The sequence below is a fragment of the Eubacterium limosum genome (genome assembly GCF_000807675.2).
In the GTDB taxonomy this organism is placed as follows: Bacteria; Bacillota; Clostridia; order Eubacteriales; family Eubacteriaceae; genus Eubacterium; species Eubacterium limosum.
The window spans coordinates 4347580-4367486 of record NZ_CP019962.1; the positions used below are offsets into that span (position 1 = coordinate 4347580).

The 19907-nt window shown below is 48.9% G+C and carries 14 protein-coding genes; 2 read left to right on the forward strand and 12 right to left on the reverse strand.

From position 1 onward, the window contains the following. Positions 1–13: 13 nt before the first annotated feature. On the forward strand, positions 14–1594 hold the full coding sequence (locus B2M23_RS20425) for an ABC transporter permease subunit (protein WP_038351243.1): 1581 nt from the start codon (positions 14–16) through the stop codon (positions 1592–1594). Positions 1595–1805: 211 nt separating this feature from the next. On the opposite strand, the gene B2M23_RS20430 is transcribed toward B2M23_RS20425, so the two are convergent. The 8 genes from B2M23_RS20430 to B2M23_RS20465 all read right to left on the reverse strand — a co-directional run bounded on the left by B2M23_RS20430 (position 1806) and on the right by B2M23_RS20465 (position 13058). Further along, on the reverse strand, positions 1806–3554 hold the full coding sequence (locus B2M23_RS20430; RefSeq protein ID WP_038351242.1) for an ABC transporter ATP-binding protein: 1749 nt from the start codon (positions 3552–3554) through the stop codon (positions 1806–1808). Continuing rightward, on the reverse strand, positions 3547–5322 hold the full coding sequence (locus B2M23_RS20435) for an ABC transporter ATP-binding protein (protein WP_038351241.1): 1776 nt from the start codon (positions 5320–5322) through the stop codon (positions 3547–3549). The genes B2M23_RS20430 and B2M23_RS20435 overlap by 8 nt, the downstream gene beginning before the upstream one ends. Before the next feature lie 64 nt (positions 5323–5386). Then, positions 5387–6382: a helix-turn-helix domain-containing protein gene (locus tag B2M23_RS20440; protein ID WP_038351240.1), complete on the reverse strand. Its 996-nt coding sequence runs from the start codon at positions 6380–6382 to the stop codon at positions 5387–5389. Beyond that, positions 6372–7871, reverse strand: a complete 1500-nt coding sequence (locus B2M23_RS20445; protein WP_038351239.1) for an ABC transporter ATP-binding protein — start codon at positions 7869–7871, stop codon at positions 6372–6374. Before B2M23_RS20445 ends, B2M23_RS20440 begins: the two co-directional genes overlap by 11 nt. 7 nt (positions 7872–7878) lie before the next feature. Continuing rightward, the gene (locus B2M23_RS20450; RefSeq protein WP_052237096.1) at positions 7879–8613 is read right to left on the reverse strand and encodes an energy-coupling factor transporter transmembrane component T; all 735 of its coding nucleotides are present in this window, start codon (positions 8611–8613) and stop codon (positions 7879–7881) included. Continuing rightward, positions 8613–9194, reverse strand: a complete 582-nt coding sequence (locus B2M23_RS20455) for an MptD family putative ECF transporter S component (protein WP_038351238.1) — start codon at positions 9192–9194, stop codon at positions 8613–8615. Before B2M23_RS20455 ends, B2M23_RS20450 begins: the two co-directional genes overlap by 1 nt. Before the next feature lie 214 nt (positions 9195–9408). Further along, a complete protein-coding gene (locus B2M23_RS20460) occupies positions 9409–11295 on the reverse strand; it encodes an ABC transporter ATP-binding protein (RefSeq protein ID WP_038351237.1) in 1887 nt (628 codons plus the stop codon). After that, positions 11295–13058: an ABC transporter ATP-binding protein gene (locus B2M23_RS20465; protein ID WP_038351236.1), complete on the reverse strand. Its 1764-nt coding sequence runs from the start codon at positions 13056–13058 to the stop codon at positions 11295–11297. Before B2M23_RS20465 ends, B2M23_RS20460 begins: the two co-directional genes overlap by 1 nt. A 155-nt stretch (positions 13059–13213) precedes the next feature. Here B2M23_RS20465 and B2M23_RS20470 point away from each other — a divergent pair, with 155 nt between their 5' ends. Beyond that, positions 13214–14098, forward strand: coding sequence for a LysR family transcriptional regulator (locus B2M23_RS20470; protein WP_038351235.1), 885 nt, complete (start codon positions 13214–13216; stop codon positions 14096–14098). Positions 14099–14153: 55 nt separating this feature from the next. On the opposite strand, the gene B2M23_RS20475 is transcribed toward B2M23_RS20470, so the two are convergent. The 4 genes from B2M23_RS20475 to B2M23_RS20490 form a co-directional block, all read right to left on the reverse strand. Beyond that, positions 14154–15560: a trimethylamine methyltransferase family protein gene (locus B2M23_RS20475; protein ID WP_038351234.1), complete on the reverse strand. Its 1407-nt coding sequence runs from the start codon at positions 15558–15560 to the stop codon at positions 14154–14156. A 23-nt stretch (positions 15561–15583) separates the two neighbouring features. Then, positions 15584–16858: an MFS transporter gene (locus B2M23_RS20480; protein WP_038351233.1), complete on the reverse strand. Its 1275-nt coding sequence runs from the start codon at positions 16856–16858 to the stop codon at positions 15584–15586. Between the two features lie 48 nt (positions 16859–16906). Then, positions 16907–18211, reverse strand: a complete 1305-nt coding sequence (locus tag B2M23_RS20485; protein WP_052237095.1) for an MFS transporter — start codon at positions 18209–18211, stop codon at positions 16907–16909. A gap of 77 nt (positions 18212–18288) precedes the next feature. Further along, the gene (locus B2M23_RS20490) at positions 18289–19695 is read right to left on the reverse strand and encodes a trimethylamine methyltransferase family protein (RefSeq protein ID WP_038351232.1); all 1407 of its coding nucleotides are present in this window, start codon (positions 19693–19695) and stop codon (positions 18289–18291) included. Positions 19696–19907: the final 212 nt, after the last annotated feature.

The window sequence follows — 19907 nt, forward strand, 5'->3', positions numbered from 1 at the left end:
AGGAGGCGCTACCATGAAATGGATAAAATCTAAATCGCTGAGGCTTTTATTCGTCGTGTTCTTTTTTGTTACCCTGATTCTTCCCCTGTTCAATATGTTTGCCACCATCACCACAGAAAGCATTCAAAACCTGCTGTTTACACCGGTTTTCGGGGAGGTTATTCTGCGGTCTGTTCTGGTGACTGCTACCGCGACGCTTATTGCAATCCTGCTGGCGCTGGCGCTTTCCTGGTGCGTGGCGAAAACAGCCATGCCTTTTAAAAACATTTTGATCCCAGCACTGACCCTGCCGATGCTCATTCCTTCCATCTCGCACGGTATGGGGCTGGTCATCCTCTTTGGCGCAAAGGGGATCGTTACAAACCTGCTGCATACCAACTTCAACCTTTATGGCTTCTCAGGCATTGTCATTGGCTCTGTTCTCTATACCTTCCCCATCGCTTTTTTAATGCTTATGGATGTCTTTAAATATGAAGATGACGCCTTGTACGAAGCAGCACAGGTCATGGGTGTTTCAAAGCTTCGACAGTTTACAGACCTCACCCTTGTTTATCTGAAAAAACCGTTAATCTCGGCCTTTTTTGCTGTGTTTACCATGATTTTTACCGACTATGGCGTCCCTCTGGCAGTCGGCGGCAAGTATCGTGTGCTTTCAACCTATATGTACCGCGAGGTCCTGGGCCTGCTCAATTTCTCTAACGGTGCTGTTGTTGGGATTATCCTGCTTCTGCCGGCCATTCTGGCTTTTATCATCGACTTTTTCAGCCAGGACAGCCAAAGCGGTAGCAACAGTGTCAGGCTTAAAATCAAGGCTTCTCCGGTGCGCGACCGCTGCGCTGCCGGCTTCTGTATCCTGACTGCGGTTTTGTTTAACCTGCCGATCATCGCTTTTGTTGTTTTATCTGTTGTTAAAAAATATCCGGTTGACCTGTCCCTTTCCTTTGACAGCATTTTGCAAACGCTTCAGCTCGGCGCTGGCGAATACTTTTTTAATGCCATTGTCATGTCTCTCCTGACAGCGCTTGTCGGGACTGCCATCGCCTTTACTGTGGCTTATTTTACCTCCAGAGGGAAACAGACCTTTACCTCAAGATGCCTGCATCTTATCTCACTGGTAACCGTTGCGGTGCCTGGTATTGTCCTCGGCCTTGGATATGTTACGCTTTTCAGCGGCAGTATCCTTTACGGGACGCTCATGATCCTCGTCCTTGTCAACACCATCCATTTCTTTTCATCGCCCTATCTCATGGCGCACAACGCTCTACTCAAGCTGAATCCGAACTTTGAGGATATCGCCATGACACTGAACATTCCAAAGCACCGCATGATCCGGGATGTGCTGCTGCCCTCCACCTTCGGTACGCTGCTTGAGATGTTCACTTATTATTTTATCAATGGTATGATCACCATCTCTGCCATTTCGTTCCTGAGCACGGTTGACAATATGCCTCTGGCATTGATGATCCCTGTCTTTGAGGGACAGCGGCTCTTTGAATGCGCTGCTTTTGTCTCTTTGATCATTCTTGTGAGCAACCTTATTCTGAAAGCGCTCACCAGCTTTGTCTCCTCAAAATGGCAAAAGCATCTGAACTGAATACAAAATAAAAACCCCTTCATGTCCATTACTCCATGAAAGGGTCTTTATAAAAAGGAAAAGAAATGAAAAAGTTTTTGTTTTAATCTCATACAGCCCGTTAGAGATTAGTAAGTTAATTTCTTAACTTGACTATAGTATAAACCGGCAATGTGATGGTTATGTGAAGTGCCGTCTGCCCTTAAGCCAGCTTTAAGACTGCGGCTTTTATTCAGGCAATCCTCCAGCCCTCAGCCGCTTCTCGAATATCGACAAACTGCCTGTAGATTCCCTTTTCCAGAATAAGCTGTGCATGGGTTCCGCGCTGGGCGATCCGTCCGTTATCTACAACCAGTATCTGGTCGGCATGCTCGATGGTTGCCAGTCGGTGGGCAATGACGATGATGGTCTTTCCATTTGTCAAAGAGGAAATTGCCTCCTGTATAAAGTGCTCGTTTTCCGGGTCAACACTGGCAGTGGCTTCATCCAGTATTATGATCGGCGCATCCTTCAGGATAGCCCGGGCAATGGATATTCTCTGCTTTTCGCCGCCGGACAGTGAGGAACCGCCCTCGCCCACCAGTGTGTTGTAACCATCGGGCAGGGCTGTGATAAACGCATGGCACTGTGCCTCCTTTGCGGCTCTTATGACTTCCTTCATATCCGCATCGGGATTGCCAAAACGGATATTATTTAAAATGGTGTCGTGAAAAAGGTAAACGTTCTGGAATACCATACTGATATTTGAGAGCAGACTGTCGCAGGTCAACTCCCGGATATCCATGTTCCCGATGGTAATGGCGCCGCTGTTTACATCGTAAAAGCGGGCCAGCAGGCTGCAAATTGTGGTTTTACCGCTGCCAGAGGGGCCTACAATAGCTGTGGTTGTTTTTTCGGGAATATCAAAGCTGACATTTTCCAGAACCGTCCATCTGTTATAACCAAAGCTCACATCATTAAAGGTGATATTAAAGTTATCCGGCTTTTTATCCTTTCCGTTTTCATCAATAAATTTTGCCTTTTCAATTTTGTCCAGCTTTTCAAACGTCGATTCAATCAGCTCCATGGTATGGGCCGCATTGTTGATCTGCTCGACATGCGTAAAAATCATAAAGGAGAAAACCGCAAACATTAAAAAGACCGGCACAGCCATGGCGCCCTCCGCGGTAAAAACAGCTGCCGCTGCCGCTACTGCCACCGACGCAAGCTTCAAACAAAACTGATGAAGACAGTTGCAGGGAATGTAGTCCAGCTCGATCTTCACATTGATGCGCCGGTGTTCCCTGCAGGCCCGCTTCATCCCCTCGACAGAAACGCCTTCCTGTCCATAGGCCTTTACGACTGCCAGGCCCCTTATGTATTCCAGCGTTGCTGCTATGAGATCATTCTGGGCCTCCTGATGTACGGCTGCATTTATCCGGCTTCTGCGGCTCAGTATTCTCAGAAAGAAGGCCGAACCTAAAACGCCGGCAACTGCAATCAGGGCGATCTGCCAAGAATAAAAAGCCAGGCAGAGAATAATGGCCAGTGCGCTGATATAGCCGCCGACCACCACATCGGTCATCTTCATGGCGTACATCTCCAAAACAGACAGGTCCGTGGTTACTGCCCCGGCAAGCTCCCCTGTATTATTACGGTCAAAAAAGCCAAGGGAAACTCTTTTCAGAATATCACCGATCCGGATGCGCTCCTCGGCGGTTTTTTCATAGGCGATGCTCTCCTGAAAGGTCGCCTTGAGATATGAAAACAGAAAGCGCCCAAGGATCATCCCAACCATAAAGATAAGAAACCAAAGGGCCCAGACAGGTGTCAGAACAATTTCTCCACGCTGATCCTCCAGCATAAGCTCCAGCCCGTAGGCAGCGCCGATAACAGGCATTGCTGTAAAAATACTCTGTAAAAAGGACCAGAGGAACCCCCAGTATAAGCGGTTTTTACGTCCGCCAGTCCATTTTATAATGTGTCTGATGGTTTTAAGCATCGGTCAATTCTCCTTTCATCTCTTTTCCCGCTGCCCAACATCTGGCACCGACATGGGCCTGCCACATATCCCGGTACAGTGTACAGCATTCCAGGAGCTCCTGCTGTGTGCCCTCAGCTGTAATCTGCCCCTTTTCCAAAACGACAATTCTGTCAGCATTCTGGATGGTTGACAGCCGGTGCGCAATGACCAGCAAGGTTTTTCCCTCCGTCAGCGCTGCGATGGAACGCTGCAGCTGTGCCTCGTTTTCTGGATCTGTAAAGGCTGTGGCCTCGTCAAGGATAACCACCGGGGCATTCTTCAGAATCGCCCGGGCAATGGCGATGCGCTGGCGTTCGCCACCGGAAAGCTTTCCGCCGGCTTCTCCCGCGGTTGTATCCCAGCCCTTTTCCAGACGGCTGATAAAGTGCTCGCACTGGGCCGCCCTAGCCGCCTCAAAAACTTCCTCGTCGGTAGCTGACGGTTTACCAAGCCGGATATTTTCAAGCAATGAACAGTTAAACAGAAAATTATCCTGGGTGACAAAGCTCACTGTATCCGCAAGCTGAGACAGTGGGATTTTTCTTATATCAACACCTCCGATGGAAATACTTCCATCCCTCACATCCCAGAACCGGGCAATCAGCCGGGCAACTGTCGATTTCCCGCCGCCTGAAGGACCGACCAGCGCAGTAAAGCTGCCCTGCGGCAGATGCAGACTGATATTTCTGAGCACATCGCCGTCCCTGTCATTGTAGGCAAAGCTCACGTCCTCCAGCACGACCGTGTAGTGCTCCAGACAGACGTTCTCCTTTTCCTCCGGGAGCTCTGGAAGCTCCATCAGCTGATTGACATCGTTAATGGCATACTGGATGGATTTAAAATCATTAACCGCTGTGGTGAACCAGCTCACCGGACCCACAATACTCATGGAGAGAATCATGCACAGGGTCAGCTCCGCAGGTGTGAGCGCACCGTAAATATACAGAAGCATTCCCACCGGCAGGATACCAAGCAGGGTACTGGGCAGAATGGCGTTTCCCAGATTCATCACCCCCCAGGTCGAGCGGAACCAGTCAAGGGTAAAGTCCTTGAAATCTCCCACTGCCCTGGTAAATTTCTCATATGAGCTCGAGGACTGGTTAAAGGCCTTGATGACCTGTATCCCCTCGACATACTCCACGATCACACTGTTGACATGGCGGCTGGATTCCATGAATCTGGCGTACTGGCTGTTATAGTTGCGCATCATAATGGCATAAACCAGTGCTCCGGGCGGAATACAGGCCAGCGATGCCAAGGCAATGCGCCAGTCAATGCTGATCATATAAATAAATACACAGACCGGCAGCAGCAGATTTGAAATTCCCTCTGGAATCAGGTGGCCCAGCGGAAGCTCAATGGTTTCTACCCTGTCGACAAAAATACTTTTAAGATCGCCAGCCGTTTTGGACAAAACTGTTCCGAGGGGCGCACGCATCAGCTTATCGGTCAGCGCCAGACGGATACTCTCTAAAATCTGATATGCCGACATATGGGAAAAGGTTGTTGAAATGCCGTAAAACACCAGCTTTACGATGTACCCTGTCACACACACCGCCGCCCAGGCCAGAATGCTCTGTACTTCGGGCGTCCCCTTAAAAAACAGCAGGATTATCTGATAGACGCCGAGATAAGGCACCAGCCCACCCAGCACACTGACCACAGCGCATATCACAGACAAAAGCATCTTTGTCCTGCACTCAGCTGCAAACGAGAAGATGCTCTGAAAGGTTCCTTTTTTCTTCATGCTTTCGCCTCCTAAAAATAATAACGGACAGTCCTTTTTTAAGAACCATCCGTATTATACTCAATCATTGCGCTTCCTGTCTGCTCCGTTCCTGCCAATGCTGATCCATTCGGACGACGGATTTACGATACTCTGCCGGACACATGCCCATAACGGATTGAAAAGCTGCTGCAAATTTACTCGGGTTTTCATAGCCTACCCGGTTGGCAATGGAAACGACATTTTCATTGGTTTTCTGGAGCATAAGCGCAGCGGCGTTCATCCGGTATTCCTTCATATAGGCATAAATAGAGGTTCCATAAACACCTTTGAAACAAAGCTTCATAGAGGTGAGCGGAAACTCAAAGCGTTCAGAGAGCTCTTTTAACGTGTAATGCCGCTCCAAATTGTCGGTCAAAAGCCGGACGATGGCTTTGACTTTTTCGACCTGTGTTTTGTGAAAATAAGGGCGCTCGGCACTCTTCTGGGCAACCTCCAGCGCATCCAAAAACAAAAGGAGTTCAAGCACCTTGATCTTAAAATAGCTCATCCTCAAATGCTCAGGGACAGTGTAAAGCTCTGAAAAGATGTGCTCCACCCCTGCGCCTGCCCGCATGACAAAGGGGTGCTCATCCCCGCAGAATTTCTCTCGGATTTTTGCGAGGTCAACAGGAAACCCCTCCAGGACATGCGGCAGAACCTTCATGGCTTTTTCCATATAAAAACCAACAGTGATGCCATGATAGTGCTTTAAGGGAAAGCTGAAATCACAGACGTGATGCTTTCGGTTATTCATCTGCAGATCTCCGGCTTCCAGGTATATGAATTTATTTTTTACGATCGCCCACTCAATCCGTCCCTCCCGGCAGTGGTCGATACAGAACAAGTCTACATCAGGCTTGAACTCTGAAAAGCATTTTTCCATATGAAAATCATTATAAAGGAGATAAACCCCCGGGAATACATCGTAGGCAGTCATCACCCCTTCGCCGCTGTCCTCATTTACCTGGTAAACCGTACAGCTTTCATCTTTACAGATCAGCGAAACGTTTGGGCCCATTGCTTCCCGGTCAAAATGCATGGTGTCTGCCTCCTTCCCCGTCCTCACTGTTTTTTAAAAAGAAAGAAAGCATCCTGTCCCTCCCTGCTGCGCTAAGGGGGTAATTTCCCACCAGCCTGCCTTGGTCGATATGAAGGATATGCGTACAGCAGGACAGGATAAACTCAGGGTCATGGGTGACAACAAAGACTGTTTTGCCCTGCTCTGAAAGGCCGCGTATATCGCTGGATACCTCACGCATGTGCCGAAGATCCAGCCCGCTGGTCGGTTCATCAAAAACAATAATCTCCCGCTGTGAGGCGATGGCTGAGGCCACCGCGACACGCTGCTTCTGTCCGCCCGACAACGCCATGGGGTGTTTTTCCTTATAGACCAGCAGGTCGAGGGACTCCAGGATGGAAGCTGCCCGTTCCGGTGCCTCCTGCTTCATAGAGAGCAGCACCTCGTCCAGCACGCTCTCAGTAAAAAGCTGGTGGTTGACATCCTGCATAACCATATAGCAGGCCGACAGCCGTTTTTTAGATTTAAGCGCTGTACCTTTATAGCGTACAATCCCTTTATCTTTTTTCTGCAGGCCGCAAAGGCTCCGCGCAAAGGTGGACTTACCCGCGCCGTTATGGCCGATGATACCGATAACACCACGCTCTGGCACATCGGCCTGTCCGATGGACAGCGCCGGCGGACAATGGGGATAGGCAAACTGAAACCGCTCAAGCCGCATGGTCTTCTCGTCGCTGAGTCCGGCCACCTTTATTTCTGAAAGACCAGACATAGAAAGTGCCCTCAGACCCATCTCCTCCAGTCTGCTGTTCGGCAGCCTGTAAAATTCCCGACCTGTGTAGGTCTTGTCAATCCGGCCTTTTTTCATACAGACCACCCTGTCCGCCAGGCCCTCCAGATAATACAATCGGTGCTCTGCCACCACAATGGTCTTTCCCTGCGCTTTCCACCGGCGGATGACTCTTCTCAACTCCTTTATGGCAGCGGTATCCAAATTGGATGAAGGCTCATCCAAAACCATGACCTCCGGGTACAGCGCCGCCACAGACCCGCAGGCAATCTTCTGCTTTTCGCCGCCTGAAAGCTTAAAAATATTCCTGCCACAAAGCGAATTAAGCCCAAAGGCTTCGGTGGTGTTTTTCAGCCGTCTGTATATCTCATCCTCTGGCAGGCCCAGATTTTCACAGCCAAAGACCAGCTCGCTGGTGGTATCCACATTAAAAAACTGCGACCGGGGATTTTGGAACACAGATCCGACCATTTTTGCTGTTTCGTACAAAGGAGCACTCCTTACATCCAGGCCGTTAACCACGACACTGCCGGACAGAACACCCTCGTAGTAATGCGGGATTAAGCCGTTGATCAGCCGGGTCACTGTTGTTTTGCCGCATCCCGATTCACCACACAATAAAATGATTTCACCATCGGCGATGGTAAGGTTGAGACTGTCCAAATCAACCTCTTTTTTGTCCCGCCCGTAAGAAAAACATACGTCTTCAAATATAATCATACTCACCTCACAGAAGCGCAAATTTATTCAAAACAAATGCCGCCAGACTGCCAACGCACAGAACAATGGCCAGAATATCGGCCAGCCGGAAACCAATCCGGCAAATATTTGTCCGCGGCACAGGTGCGCCTAGTCCCCTTGTCAGAGCGGCTGCCGAAAGCTCCTCTCCGATCTTCACACAAGACATCATAAGAGGCACCAGACGGTATTCAAGCATGGCGCCTGCCTTGCCGCCGCCAAAGCGGATACCCCGCATCCGCATAGCGTCTCCGATGGCTCCGTACTCTTCCCGGACTGTTGGGAAAAAGCGAAATATAACCGACATTGGGATGGATAATTTCGGGGTAACGCGCATCCGGGCCATAGCTGCCATAAAGGCGCTGACCGTGGTGGTATTTACCAGGAAATACCCCATCATGATCCCGGGCATAAACCGGGCAAACAGGCCGCAGGTCGCAACGATGATAAAATTCAAAAAACCTGTGGTGACAGGCACCAAAAACAGTTCGCCACAGAAGGCCGCCGTGTAAGTTGCTAAATACACAAAAGCCGCCCCCCGCTTTTTTGAGGCCAGCAGCAGCATAAAGGGAACCAGTGTGAGGGCCGGCTTGACAAAATTCATGACACCACCATTCCCCCCACCGATAACAACCGTGGAAACAGTGATAACCAGAAGCATTTTTGTCCTTGGATCAAGCGACAGACCGCCAGACACATCCGCGTTGGTACGCGCCTTTGCCATCAGACAATCCCTGCTTTCATAAAGTGCTTTTTAAGCACTGACTTGCCCAACAGAGCCCCTAAAACACCGGAGATAAAGCAGGCGGCCAGAAGCGGCAGAAGACTCCAGTCGGGAATGTAGGCCATGAGCGTGTTGGCATACTCCTGTCCATATCCAGAAACCAGCATATCAAAATAGCTTCCCCGGTTGACTACAATGGGAATGTAATTGCCGATAAGCCACATGGAAAATACACCGTAGCTTAAAACACCCTTTCTGGAACTGGTGTAATCACCGGATTTTAGTACCAGTTCTGCCAGCAGACCGCTAACCGGCGCGGTAATCAACGCCCACACACCCATGCCCATCAGACACATGATAATACCGATGATGGCAGCCATGATAAGCACCATCCCAAACTTTCTAACCCTTGTCAAAAACAGCATGAAGGGTATCCCGCCCACAAAGGGAACGATCACGGAGAGCAACGGTATAAAAATAGGAATATAGCCAATCATAGCTACACCCATACAGATAACCAAAAGAATGGCGGTGAAAATGCCCACATTAATCAGGTCCTTTGCCTGAAGCTTATTATTCATATAAATTTCCTCCCGTTTTAGTTAGTTATATCTAACTACAATTTTTTAAAGAAGGACTCCATGATCTCGGAGTCCTTTCATAAGCATATTAAGTGTAGCATAACCCTTTGTCTCTCGTCTGCTCCATCCGGACAAAATAAATCTATTCAGACAGAAAAACCATCTAAACGGTTTATTCTCCGTCTTTTAGGAGCAATTAGGCTTTTCTCTAAACTCAGGCTGCCTCCTCGGCAAAGTTTCCAGTATAGAGCTCATAATACTTCCCCTCCTCGGCGATGAGCTCATCGTGGGTACCTCGCTCAATAATGTGGCCGTTTTCCAGTACCATGATACAGTCTGCATTGCGGACAGTTGAGAGGCGATGAGCGATAACAAAGGTGGTTCTGCCCTTCATCAGGCGATCCATTCCCTCCTGTACCATGGCCTCAGTACGGGTGTCGATAGAACTGGTAGCCTCGTCCAGAATGAGAACCGGCGGGTCGGCAACCGCAGCTCTGGCAATGGACAGAAGCTGTCTTTGTCCCTGGCTCAGGCTGCCACCGTCGCCGGTGAGCATGGTCTGGTAGCCATCCGGAAGCCGGCTGATAAAGCCGTCGGCATTGGCCAGTTTCGCAGCAGCGACGCAGTCCTCATCGGTGGCATCCAGCCGTCCAAAGCGGATATTGTCCATGACTGTGCCTGTAAAAAGATGGGTATCCTGCAGAACAATGCCCAGTGAGCGCCGCAGATCGGCCTTTTTAATCTTGTTGATGTTAATACCGTCATAGCGTATTTTCCCGTCCTGTATGTCGTAGAAGCGGTTGATCAGATTGGTGATGGTCGTCTTTCCTGCGCCGGTACTGCCCACAAAGGCAATCTTCTGCCCCGGTTTGGCAAAAAGCCTTATGTCATGCAATACCATATGGATATCGTCGTAGCCAAAATCGACGCCATTGAAGGTAACCTCTCCTTCCAGCCGTTTGTAGGTAACAGTGCCTTCTGCTCTGTGCGGGTGTTTCCACGCCCAGAGGCCTGTACGCTCTGTGCTCTCGCAAAGGGAGCCGTCTGGCTGTTCAACCGCATTAACCAGCTCGACATAGCCGTCATCAGACTCTGGCTTTTCCTCCAGAAGGTTGAAGATACGGTCAGCCCCTGCCAGAGCCATGACAATGCTGTTAAGCTGCTGGCTGACCTGGGTGATGGGCTGGGTAAAGCTTTTGTTCAGCGTGAGGAAGGACACCAGTGTTCCCAGAGTCAGGCTTACACTGCCGCTCAAGGCCAGCACCGCGCCCACAATGGCACACAGCACATAGCTGATATTGCCCAGATTCGCGTTGACAGGCATGAGAATATTGGCGAACTTATTGGCGCTGTTGGCGCTCTCACGGAGATGGTCATTGCGTTCCCTGAAGCCTTCCAGACTTTTTTCCTCATGGCAGAAAACCTTGACGACCTTCTGACCGCTCATCATCTCCTCAATATAGCCGTTCACATTGCCCAGATCCCTCTGCTGCGCCGCAAAATAAGCGCCTGATTTTCCGCCGAGCTTTGAGGTTGCGGCCAGCATAACCACCGTCATGGCCAGCGTCACCATTGTCAGGGGGATGTCCAGAAACAGCATACTCACAAAGGTGGTAACAATGCTGACAATCGACTGGATAATCTGCGGCAGGCTCTGGCTGATGAGCTGGCGGAGGGTATCGACATCGTTGGTGTAAACCGACATGATATCGCCGTGAGCATGGGTATCAAAATATTTGATGGGCAGCGACTCCATATGGGTAAAAAGCTTGATTCTGAGCTTTTTAAGGGTCCCCTGGCTCACATTAACCATGATGCGGTTATAGGCAAATGCCAGCCCCACACCAATGAGGTACATGCAAGCCAGACGAACGAGCGCTGTGGCCAGCGGTCCGAAATCAGGATTGGCGGCTCCGGTCAGGGGGATAATATAATCATCAATCAGGGTCTGCATAAACAGGGTTCCTTTGACTGTGATCAGAGTCGAGCCAAAAATACATAAAAGCACCACCACTGTGGTTGCTTTGTAATTTTTGACAATCATTGCCAGAATACGGCCAAGAGCCTTTATGCTCAGACCATCTTTTTTAATTTTGTTCATTAGCTCACCGCCTCCATTTCCATACTGCCCTCATCAAAATCTCCGCCGCCGTTTACCTGGGAGGCGTAAATTTCCTGATAGATGGCATTTGTTTTCATCAGATTATCCGGCGTGTCAAAAGCGTTGACACGTCCCTCGTCCATCACCAGAACCCGGTCAGCGTCTTCGACACTGGAGATACGCTGGGCGATAATCAGCTTGGTCGTTCCTGGAATCTCGCTGATAAAGGCGCTTCGTATCCGGGCATCTGTAGCGGTATCCACCGCACTGGTAGAGTCGTCCAGGATGAGCACCTTTGGCTTTTTCAGGAGCGCCCGCGCAATGCAGATACGCTGCTTCTGTCCTCCGGAAACATTGGTACCGCCCTGGTCAATAACCGTGTCGTATTTGTCGGGCAGCTGCTCGATAAAAGTATCGGCACAGGCCAGCTTACAGGCATGTTTACATTCCTCCAGCGTCGCCTGTTCATTGCCCCAGCGCAGATTATCCAAAATCGACCCTGAAAACAACACGTTTTTCTGAAGCACCACAGCCACCTGGTTTCTGAGGGCATCCAACTCATAATCCCGGACATCTCTGCCCCCTACCAGCACTTTGCCGTCAGTCACATCATAAAGTCGGCTGATGAGATTAACCAGACTCGACTTGCCGCTGCCTGTGCCTCCGATAATGCCAATTGTCTCACCGGCGCGGATGTGAAGGTTAATGTCTGAAAGGGTTTCCTTACCACTACCCTTTTTATAGGAAAAATGGACCTGTTCAAAATCAATACTGCCGCTTTCCACAGCTGTCAGTGGACGCGACGGGTCCTTAATATCGGCCTGTTCCTCCAGCACCTCGGCAATACGACGGCAGCTGGCCAGGCTCATTGTCACCATCACAAAGATCATGGACAGCATCATCAGGGACATCATGATATTCATGATATAGCTGAACATAGCGGTCAGCTCGCCGGTTGTCAGACTGCCGACAACGATCATCTGAGCGCCAAGCCAGGAAATCCCAAGGATGCAGCCATAAATAACAAACATCATTACTGGGTTGTTAAAGGCAAGGATGCCCTCCGCTTTAACAAAAAGCCGATACAGGTTAGTGGCTGCCCTGGTAAAGCGTGTATTTTCATAGTCCTCCCGGACATAGGCCTTGACCACCCGTATGGCAGATACATTTTCCTGGACGCTCTCGTTTAAGGTGTCGTATTTTTTAAAAACCTGGTCAAAAATTTTAATGGTCTTTAAAATAATCAATGCCAGAGCCAGGCCGAGAACCACAATAGCTGCCACAAAGACCAGGCTCAGCCGGGTATTAATGAAAAAGCACATGACCATGGCGCTGATGAGCATCAGCGGCGCGCGGGTACACATGCGCAGGATCATTTGATAGGCGTTCTGCACATTGGTAACGTCTGTTGTAAGCCGCGTGACCAGCCCGGCCGTGCTGTACTTGTCGATGTTTGAGAAGGAGAAGCGCTGGATATTTTCATACATCCCCTCCCTCAGATTGCAGGCCAGGCCTGAGGACGCGCTGGCCGCGTACTTGCCCGCCAGAATACCAAAGATCAGGCTTGCCATGGCCATGATCACCATGATCCCTCCGTAAAAATAAACCTGCTGTATGTTTCCAGCCTCAATGCCCCGGTCGATGATAAGTGATGTGACCCAGGGGATCAAAACCTCCATCACCACCTCCAGGGCTGTAAATAAGGGCGTCAGCAGCGAAGCCTTTTTATACTGCTTCACCTGCCCTAAAAGTGTTTTTACCATTTTTATCTTCCTTTCAAGGTTTGTTGTTTTTGGTTGTTATATATAATATTAAACTACAAATTTTGTTGAAAGTGAATTCAAAAAATGTTATCATTAATTAAGAGTATCAATTAATAAACAAAGAAAAATTTTATTGATAAATCAAGGAGGCCCTTATGAACAGTACACAGCTCGAATGCTTTATGCAGGTCGCAGAGAACCTGAACTTCGCCCGGGCAGCGGAAGCTCTGCACATCACTCAGCCCTCAGTCACCCACCAGATCCATACCCTCGAGACAGAGCTAAATGTAAAGCTCTTTCATCGCACTACGCGCTCCGTATCCCTGACACAGGCCGGACTGAGTTTTTTTACCGACGCCAAAAACATCCTGTCCCTCATGAAAATCTCAAAAATGCGGCTTCACGATGACAACGCGGACAAGCTCTCCTTTTTCGCCATGGGATTCCACAGCAAAATGGAGCTCTCCTTTCTTCCCGATATTATTAAGGAAATGAAGCGACAGGTTCCGCTGCTGCACCCCATTATCAAAATGGTCCCTTTCCACGCCCTTGCCAATCTCCTGACCGATGAAACCATTGACGTCATGTTTGAATTTAAAAACGAAAAGACAGATAAGCTCCGTCTCAACTATGTCGAGCTGACCAAAGCATCCATCGCCTGTGTCCTGCAAAAAGACCACCCCCTTGCCAGGCAGCCGTCTGTTACCCCGGCTGATCTTAAAGATCTTAGCATTGTGCTCTGCCAGCCGCCAGTGCCGGTATTTTCGGATATTTCGGCCTTTCAGCAAAAGGAGGCATCCAATTTCTCACCGGCCAATTCCTACTTTTCTGAAAATATTGACGAGGCCTGCACCCTCGTAAAGGCCGGGTTGGGCTTCTCCCTTCTGCCCGACCTGCTGCCAAGCCGTGACCCTGAGCTTGCCTACATTCCATACGGCCCGTCCAGCGAGGTTTCCTATGGCGTGTATTATAAGGGAAAGAAAAAAGACCCGCTGCTCAAGCTTTTTATTGAGCTCACAAAGGACAGGTTTTCCCAATAACAGCTAAAAAAAGCGCCGGGACCATCGTCACGGCGCAAAACTGCTTTGCTTATTTCTAACGGTATTTTTCGGGCAGCAGGTTTTCCAGAATACTTCTCTGCTCCTTGTTAAAGTCGGGTTTGACATACTCTTCCAGGCGTTTCTTCCAAACCTCTGTCGCCAGCGATTCTGCCGACGGACAGCCGGCTTGTATCCAGCTGTTATGGTTATCCCGAATCGAAAGCTTCGGCATGATAAAATCAGTACGGTAGGACTTTTGTGTCCGCTCAAAATGCTGGCCGGAGGGGCCAGTCTTTTTGATGGAGTCAAACATCACAGTCTTTTCATTAACCTCGTAGCCCTGCTTCAGATGCTCCAGTGATTCAATCTTTTCTTCGTCTAAAATATATTTTTCATAGCCGATGGAATTAAAGGAGTCCAGCGTACCGCAGGCGTGCACAAGGCAGTCTGTATCCAGCGCATAGGCCGAAAACAGGTTCATAAAGGTCTCTGCACCTGCCTGGTAGTCCATGAGCTTGGAGTCTGTATTGCCCGCGCCAGTGTGTAAAGGCACATTATAATAACGCGCCATCCGCGCCGATGTCGCCGCGCTCCAAAGGCTCTCAATGCCCCCGTAGGCCGCCCCGGAGGACAAACGCATGTCGGCAGAATCAAATTTCCCGCAATAGACTACCGGTGTCCCTGGCCGCACAATCTGTGACAGCACAATGGATGCCAGGATCATGGCGTTACCTAAAATGAAGGTACCCGCCATCGACTGCGGCGCAGTGATACCAAGTGTCTGCCCGCTGCAGATAATCAACGCCTGCCCGCTGCGCGAGTAGGTGATCAGAGCCTCTGCCATCGAGGTTGAGAGACGCATCGGCCCCATTGTATCGATTAAACCGGCAGCAATGATCTTATCACTCAGGTGCTCTACACCATAAAAACGGCGCATCATTTCAAGGCTTTCTTCTGCCACCTCCTTGCCCTCAACCAGCCCCATCATCGGTTTGGTGCAGTATTCAAGAGCCACGCCAAGGCGGTATCTTTCTCTGATATCTGGCGGAATGTAGGATACGTCAATGACATTAGGGTTTGACACATCCATTATTTTACTGGTTTCATGGAGCTTGTGAAAATTCACCAGATGCTCATGGCTTGCCTTTTCATATTTGCCTTCCTTTAAGACATAAATGGGCCCGTAAGCTGGAACATTTTTTGTTTTTCCATCACCCACAGTGATCTTATCACCGTCACGTCCATACCAGTCAAAGGTACGCGGTACTGACGCGAGGGCTTCGTCGACCATTTTTTTGTCGATATAGACAATATCATTCTCGACCTTTGCGCCATAATTCTTGAAAATTTCAATGGCCTCCTCGCAGTGAAAAACCACACCGACCTCTGATAAAATTTTCAGGCTCTCCTCGTGAATCCTTTCAATTTCCTGGTCTGTTCCTATCGAATAGTTTAGCTTCATTCTCTTGTCTCCTCGTTGTTATATTAATTCTTCTTTCTCTTTTTCTGTTCTTCCTCTGCCAACAGCCGTATGCGTTCTCTGTTACGCTTCATAAATACTATCAGCGCAGCAACCGCCATAATGCCAAATCCCACCTGCATCAGCATTACATACCGGTAAGCCATGTCTGAAGGATAAGTGTCTAACAGCTTGCCGATCACCGGCGGTAAAAAAGCATCGGACGCATAAGCGACTGTGGAGATAAGACCAATGGCAGTTCCCGAAAACTTCATCGGAATATCCGCTTCGTTCATCGGCGCGTAGAGCTGTCCCCTTACCGCGCCCGTTAATATAATCTCAATTATAAATACAATAATAAACAGATACAGGCTTGCGCCGCCATTTGGTATATAACCGATCGCCAGTGCACAGATAATCAGCAGAATAACCAGCCACAGCATTGATTTGCTGGCGCCCATCCGGTCGCCAAAGAATCCAGAGGCCAGAGCTCCAACCGGCTTAAAATAAGCAGTCAGCATGCCGATAAAGGCCATTGATGACACAGAAGCCCCAAAGTTCAGATTGGCTATGGAGCTGCCGTAGGACCCGATGGTGCTTCCGATGGTATAGCCTCCAAGAGCGATAATGGCAATGAGCCAGATATCGACATTTTTCAGGCACTGCAGGATGATTTTCCAGGGCTTCTCATTATTAATAATCTCGTCGTTCTCCAGATCATCTGTAAAGACAAACCAGGACGCTGCAGCCAGAAATATGAGGATACCGCCATATAAAAATATGACAAAGCGCAGTCCCATGGACAGCGATACAAAGTGTGTGAACATCCAAGCCGCAAAGGTTCCGACTAGCACCTCGAAAAACGAAGCCCCTGCCTCACGTCCCCCATACGCTTTGCTTTCACTGCCTACATTTCTTCCAAACTGTCTTGTCGCTTTAATTAAAGCGGCCCAAAAGGTGAGTGTTGTAGTGATCCCCAACAACGCATAGATCACAATTGCAACATTGTAGGGTGGAAAGGTGCCGAACCAAAGGTTCAGCAGGCCTGTTCCCAGAAAAGAAATTGTCAGAAGTTTTCGCGGTGAAAATTTATCAGCCACAATGCCACCCAGAAAGTATGTCAGAGTCGCTACCCATGCATAACAGCTGAATAAAACACCGAACTGCTCATTCGTCATCGTGAAAGCTTCTAGAAAAGCATTGTAATAGCTGCTCCGCATGTAAACCACATAATAGATCGCGTTTCCGCCAGAGCACAATACTATAAACTGCAAAACACTTCTGATCCTCTGCCTTTTCATGATTAACTCCCTTTAAGTGTAATCCATTGGTTTTTCTAATGCATGGATTCAGGCCTGGGCGCTTTTTTGTTTGGCCTCTTTGCGAAGGATCTTGGCTTCTTTTTCCTCAACTAAAATCTCTTTAATATTGTTTTTATTGCGGTATCTGAAGATCAGACACAATACAACAGACAACAGGCCAAACCCTGCCAGAATCAGCATGGTGTAGCGATAAGCGGTAACGGAGTCATAAGTGTCCAGAAAACGGCCGATCACTGGTGGCAGGAAAGCGTCTGATGCGTAAATAATGGTGGCCATAAAGCCAAAAGCTGTTCCGGATAAAGACATGGGAACCCGCGCTTCCTTGATGGTCGCGTATTTCTGGCTTCTGAAAGCGCCAGTACACACAATTTCAACTGCGAAAAGGACTAAGAACAGCCATATATATTCCGGGCCTGTCGGCAGGAAAGCGAAAACAATGGCAAAGCCTGTCAGAACAATGCTCAGGATTAACAGAACTGCACTCGGTCCAAATTTATCGCCAAACCAGCCGGCTCCCAATCCGCCAAAGGGTTTAAAATAAGCAGTCATAACACCAACATACCCCATAACAGCGACCGTGGCACCATAGTTTGAGCCGACAATGTCACCGCAATATGAGCCCAGAGTGCTCCCGATGGCATAGGCTCCGGCCCCCATCAGGGCACAGATCCAGATATCCACATTTTTCAAACATTGAAGCAAAAGTTTAAAGGGTTTTTCCTCACTGATCGCCGCCTCGTCACCGGTACCGTTGTCAAAAACAAACAGGGAGATAATCGCCAGAAGAATGAGAATGCCACCGTACATAAAGATGACAAAGCGAAGTCCTGCCGACATAACAGCAAATTTCGTAAACAGAAAAACTGCCAGTGTCCCAAAGATGACTTCAAAAATCGCTTTACCGGCTTCCAGCCCGCCAAAGGCCTTACTCTCACTGCCTACACTCTGTCCAAACTGTCTTGTCGCCTTCAACAGTGCGGCCCAGAAGGTCAAAGTTGTGGTCACGCCCATCAGCGCATAAATTAACAGCGCCGTCTCGTATTTCGGAAAGGTGCCAAACCAGATATTGAGCAAGCCGGTTCCCGCAAAGGATATGACCATCAGCACCTTTGTGGATACCTTATCGGCCACAATCCCTCCCAGAAAATAGGTTGCGACCGCGACCCAGGCATAGCAGCTGAACAAAACGCCAAACTGCTCATTTGTCATTGTGAAGGCTTCCAGAAAGGCTTCATAGAAGCTGCTTCGCATGAAAATAACATAAAAGATTGCATTTCCCCCTGCACAGAGTACAATAAACTGAAGGATGCTTTTCAACTTAGAATTTTTCATTTTTTACTCCTTTTTAATTTAACAAACCGGTGCTTATCAGGCGGCCAGGGTCATCCGGCCGCCCGGTAAGTCCAGTATTAACGGTATTCTTCAGGGATGAGCGTATCAAGAATTTTTGCCTGCTCCCTGGACAACTCAGGCATTGTGTATTCCTCCAGCCGCCGCTGCCATTCCTTTGTCGCCAGAGACTCAGCAGAGGTGCAGCCTGCCTGCATCCAGCTGTTGTGGTTGTCACGGATCGAAAGCTTCGGCATGATAAAATCTCTCCGGTAAGACTTCTGGGTTCTTTCAAAATGCTGTCCCGTCGGCCCTGTCTTTAAGATCGAATCGAACATAATCGTCGAGTCATCAATCGCATACCCCTTCATCAGATGTTTCAAGGATTCTATTTTTTCTTCGTCCAGAATAAACTTCTCATAGCCGATGGAGTTCATGGAATCCAGCAATCCGCAGGCATGTACCTGGCATTCAACCTTCAGCAGATAAGCCGTCAGAAGATTCATAAATGACTCGGCCCCTGCCTGGTAATCCATAAGCTTAGAATCCGTATTGCTCGTGCCGCTGTGCAGCGGCACACCGTAAAAGTCAGCCATTCTTCTGGAGGTGGCGCAGGCCAGCATGGCCTCTATTCCCCCATAGGCCGCCGCCGAACGCAGCCGCATATCCGACGAGTCAAACTTCCCGCAATAGACAACCGGCGTGCCCGGCTGAGCTAGCTGCGCTAAAACCATAGCTGCCAGAATCATCGCATTGCCCAAAGTATAGACACCGGCCATGGACTGCGGCGTGGTAACGCCAAAGGTCTGGCCCGCGCAGATAATTACCGCCTGCCCCAGCTCGGCGTATGTGATCAGGGCCTCAGACATTGCTGTGGACATCTGCATCGGTCCCATTGTGTCAATAAGCCCGGTTGCGATGATCTGTCTTTTGACATCTTCCAGACCATAAAAACGGCACATTGTCTCAAGGCTCTCTGTCGCGACAGCTTTGCCTTCCACCAGCCCCATCAGAGGCTTCTGGCAGTATTTCAGGGCAATGCCCAAGCGGTACTTTTCCCTTGCCTCTCCATGAACATAGGACACATCGATGACATTCGGGTTTGAGATGTCAATGACTTTACTGGTCTCATGCAGCTTGTGAAAATTGACCAGATGTTTATGGTTTGACAGCTCATACTTCCCGTTCTGGCAGACATACATCGGTCCATAGGACGGCGCATTATGCGTAACCTTGTTGCCGATGGTAATCTTGTTCCCCAGCCGGTCGTACCAGTCATAGGTCTTTGGCAAAGTGGACAGCGCCTTCTCAACAAGCTTTTCATCCATATAGACGATTCCGTTCTCAACCCTGGCCCCGTGTTTCCTAAAAATATCAAAGGCCGTTTCACAACGAAAGGACACGCCCACCTCTGACAAGATCTTCAGGCTTGTCTCGTGAATACGCTGTACCTCTTCGTCTGTTCCAATTGAATAATTTAATTTCATGATTCTCCCCTAAATTTTAATCATCAATCAATTTAATTTGCCAAGATATTATAAATATCATGTTATACTCAATTGCTATAAAAAAATAATCCTCTTAGGAAACCATCTCCTTTTCATTTAAATATATATAACATGTTATACTCAATTGAATTACACTAACAGTAATTTCTGAGATAAGATTAACACCTTTTGTATGCGTTGTCAAGAAAATT

What these genes read in the sequence shown, in the direction of transcription:
- B2M23_RS20425 (WP_038351243.1), top strand. Translation starts at nt 14, where the DNA reads ATGAAATGGATAAAATCTAAATCGCTGAGGCTTTTATTCGTCGTGTTC.
- B2M23_RS20430 (WP_038351242.1), bottom strand. Translation starts at nt 3,554, where the DNA reads ATGCTTAAAACCATCAGACACATTATAAAATGGACTGGCGGACGTAAA.
- B2M23_RS20435 (WP_038351241.1), bottom strand. Translation starts at nt 5,322, where the DNA reads ATGAAGAAAAAAGGAACCTTTCAGAGCATCTTCTCGTTTGCAGCTGAG.
- B2M23_RS20440 (WP_038351240.1), bottom strand. Translation starts at nt 6,382, where the DNA reads ATGCATTTTGACCGGGAAGCAATGGGCCCAAACGTTTCGCTGATCTGT.
- B2M23_RS20445 (WP_038351239.1), bottom strand. Translation starts at nt 7,871, where the DNA reads ATGATTATATTTGAAGACGTATGTTTTTCTTACGGGCGGGACAAAAAA.
- B2M23_RS20450 (WP_052237096.1), bottom strand. Translation starts at nt 8,613, where the DNA reads ATGGCAAAGGCGCGTACCAACGCGGATGTGTCTGGCGGTCTGTCGCTT.
- B2M23_RS20455 (WP_038351238.1), bottom strand. Translation starts at nt 9,194, where the DNA reads ATGAATAATAAGCTTCAGGCAAAGGACCTGATTAATGTGGGCATTTTC.
- B2M23_RS20460 (WP_038351237.1), bottom strand. Translation starts at nt 11,295, where the DNA reads ATGAACAAAATTAAAAAAGATGGTCTGAGCATAAAGGCTCTTGGCCGT.
- B2M23_RS20465 (WP_038351236.1), bottom strand. Translation starts at nt 13,058, where the DNA reads ATGGTAAAAACACTTTTAGGGCAGGTGAAGCAGTATAAAAAGGCTTCG.
- B2M23_RS20470 (WP_038351235.1), top strand. Translation starts at nt 13,214, where the DNA reads ATGAACAGTACACAGCTCGAATGCTTTATGCAGGTCGCAGAGAACCTG.
- B2M23_RS20475 (WP_038351234.1), bottom strand. Translation starts at nt 15,560, where the DNA reads ATGAAGCTAAACTATTCGATAGGAACAGACCAGGAAATTGAAAGGATT.
- B2M23_RS20480 (WP_038351233.1), bottom strand. Translation starts at nt 16,858, where the DNA reads ATGAAAAGGCAGAGGATCAGAAGTGTTTTGCAGTTTATAGTATTGTGC.
- B2M23_RS20485 (WP_052237095.1), bottom strand. Translation starts at nt 18,211, where the DNA reads ATGAAAAATTCTAAGTTGAAAAGCATCCTTCAGTTTATTGTACTCTGT.
- B2M23_RS20490 (WP_038351232.1), bottom strand. Translation starts at nt 19,695, where the DNA reads ATGAAATTAAATTATTCAATTGGAACAGACGAAGAGGTACAGCGTATT.